Raw genomic sequence first — 2,540 nt, 5'->3', positions numbered from 1 at the left:
ACAGAACTGCTTGTGAAGCTCTAGAGGATGAGTTCAAGTAAATGTTGCACTTATTCTTGCAATTTATCAAAAATAAAACATACACATGATGGTTCCTACCAGCTGATAGGTGAACATCCAGTAAAACAAGACTGGTTTTTCCTGCCACTCTTGTTTCACTACCACCAATATCCGTTTTAAGGTCAAGTGATTTCTTTCACCACTCTTGCTCTCTGGCTCTTTCATTAGAAAAATCAAGAGAATGGAAAGCAAGGAGAGACCAATAGCAATCAGATAGGTCCAGGCCAATGCTCCGTGAATAAAGAAACCTGCCACAACTGTACCTAAGGTTCGGGTGACTTCTGCCACACCAGACAAAAAGCTAGAAATCTGAAGATATCGGTCCTTTTGCCCTGCTTCTACAGCCGAATCATATAAGAAAGCCGTACTGGTCCCTGAGTCAAAATTGTAGGACCAAGCATTGACCATCATAGCAAGCGCATAAATCCAAAAATTTCCCTGACCAAGTAAGATCAAGATAGAGGATCCAATACTGGCCAAGCGAGCCAAATAGAGATTGGCCTTGTAGCTAAATCGATCTGCCAACATACCAGATGGGATCTCACACAAGAGACTTGTCCCATGAAAAATACTTTCTAGTAAACCGATTTGAAGTAAGGAAAGACCATTTTGGATAAAAAATAAAATCCAAAAACTAGTAATTCCAAAATAAGATGTAAATTCCAGACCTGCTAGGAGTGGAATATTGCCTTTGTAAGTTCTTTTAAACATCGTTTTCTCTCTTTCAATATGTAATTTGATTGTTTCTAAAAGACTTACTTAGATTTGCCTACATTTTCTCCACCTCTTTCATTTAAAGTAATACTCAATGAAAATCAAAGAGCAAACTAGGAAGCTAGCCGCAGGCTGTACTTGAGTACGGCAAGGTGAAGCTGACGTAGTTTGAATTTGATTTTCGAAGAGTATAAAAACGCCAGACGGCGTTTTTATGGCTATTAAGGTTTGATACGGTGCAACATACGTGGGAATGGAATGGCTTCACGGATGTGTTTAGTTCCAGCTGCGAAGGTTACCATACGCTCGATACCGATACCAAATCCACCGTGTGGGACTGTACCGTATTTACGAAGGTCAAGGTAGAATTCATACTCTGTAAGATCCATACCAAGTGATTCCATCTTAGCGACAAGGGCATCGTAGTCTTCCTCACGCATGGAACCACCGATGATTTCTCCGTAACCTTCTGGTGCAAGCAAATCTGCACAAAGCACGCGATCTGGGTTCCCAGGAACTGGTTTCATGTAGAAGGCCTTGATGTCTGCTGGGTAGTTAATCACAAAGGTTGGTACACCAAAGTGATTTGAAATCCAAGTTTCGTGTGGTGAACCGAAATCATCTCCATGCTCTAGATGTTCATAGTCAGCGTCTTCATCATTTTCATGTTCTTGCAAAAGATCAATGGCTTCATCGTAAGTAATGCGTTTGAATGGCTCTGCAATGTAGCGTTTCAAGAGCTCTGTATCACGTTCCAAGGTTTCCAAGGCTTGAGGAGCACGATCTAGAACACCTTGAAGCAACGCTTTAACATAAGCTTCTTGCAAGTCAAGTGACTCGTCGTGTGTCAAGTATGAGTACTCCGCATCCATCATCCAGAATTCAGTCAAGTGACGACGAGTTTTTGATTTCTCCGCACGGAATACTGGACCAAAGTCAAAGACACGACCAAGAGCCATAGCCCCAGCTTCAAGATAAAGCTGTCCTGATTGGCTCAAGTAAGCTGGTGTTCCAAAGTAGTCTGTTTCAAAAAGTTCTGTAGAGTCTTCTGCAGCATTTCCTGAAAGGATTGGGCTATCAAATTTCAAGAAACCATTCTTGTCAAAGAACTCATAAGTTGCATAAATGATTGCGTTACGAATTTGCATCACTGCTACTTGTTTGCGTGAACGCAACCACAAATGGCGGTTGTCCATCAAGAAATCTGTTCCATGTTCTTTAGGAGTGATTGGGTAATCTTGCGATTCACCGATGACTTCGATGTCTGTAATTTCTAATTCATAACCAAATTTTGAGCGCTCATCTTCTTTGACAATCCCTGTTACAAAGACAGACGTTTCTTGGCTCAATCGTTTGACGGTATCAAATTTTTCAAGACCTACTTCTTCACCAAATTTCTCAATAAAGTTTGGTTTAAAAGCTACACCTTGGAAGAAGGCAGTCCCGTCACGCAATTGCAAGAAAGCAATTTTCCCTTTTCCTGATTTGTTAGCAACCCAAGCACCGATAGTCACTTCTTGACCGACGTAGTCTTTAACTTCAATGATGGTAATCCGTTTTGTCATAATACATCTTCCTTTTCTCGTTAAACTTGTCCGAAGACATGATCACCTTTCATTTTACCACAAATAAGAGCCGATAGCTATCTCTCACAATCTAAAAATCCGGCTTTTTTTTACGAAAACTGACTTTCCCCAATTGTCAAGTCAAGTGCAACAAAGTCATTCCTCTGATTAAGCGAGTGTTCTTCCAGCTGTTTGAGCTAG

The 2,540-nt window shown here is 41.0% G+C and carries 1 protein-coding gene and 1 pseudogene; both read right to left on the bottom strand.

Annotated elements, in window-relative coordinates:
- Positions 1–69: 69 nt before the first annotated feature.
- Positions 70–771 (bottom strand): annotated as a pseudogene (locus K1J10_RS10415) (MFS transporter); the annotation flags it as partial.
- A 224-nt stretch (positions 772–995) separates the two neighbouring features.
- A complete protein-coding gene (gene asnS, locus K1J10_RS10410; protein WP_263285417.1) occupies positions 996–2,339 on the bottom strand; it encodes an asparagine--tRNA ligase in 1,344 nt (447 codons plus the stop codon).
- Positions 2,340–2,540 lie beyond the last annotated feature (201 nt).

Origin of the sequence: Streptococcus australis (assembly GCF_019930045.1) — a bacterium.
GTDB lineage: Bacteria > Bacillota > Bacilli > Lactobacillales > Streptococcaceae > Streptococcus > Streptococcus australis_D.
The sequence above is the reverse complement of the archived record's forward strand: the minus strand, read 5'-3'. Positions and strand labels throughout refer to the sequence as shown.

Excerpts from the sequence above, each read along its gene's own strand:
- asnS (WP_263285417.1), bottom strand. The coding sequence starts at position 2,339 with ATGACAAAACGGATTACCATCATTGAAGTTAAAGACTACGTCGGTCAA.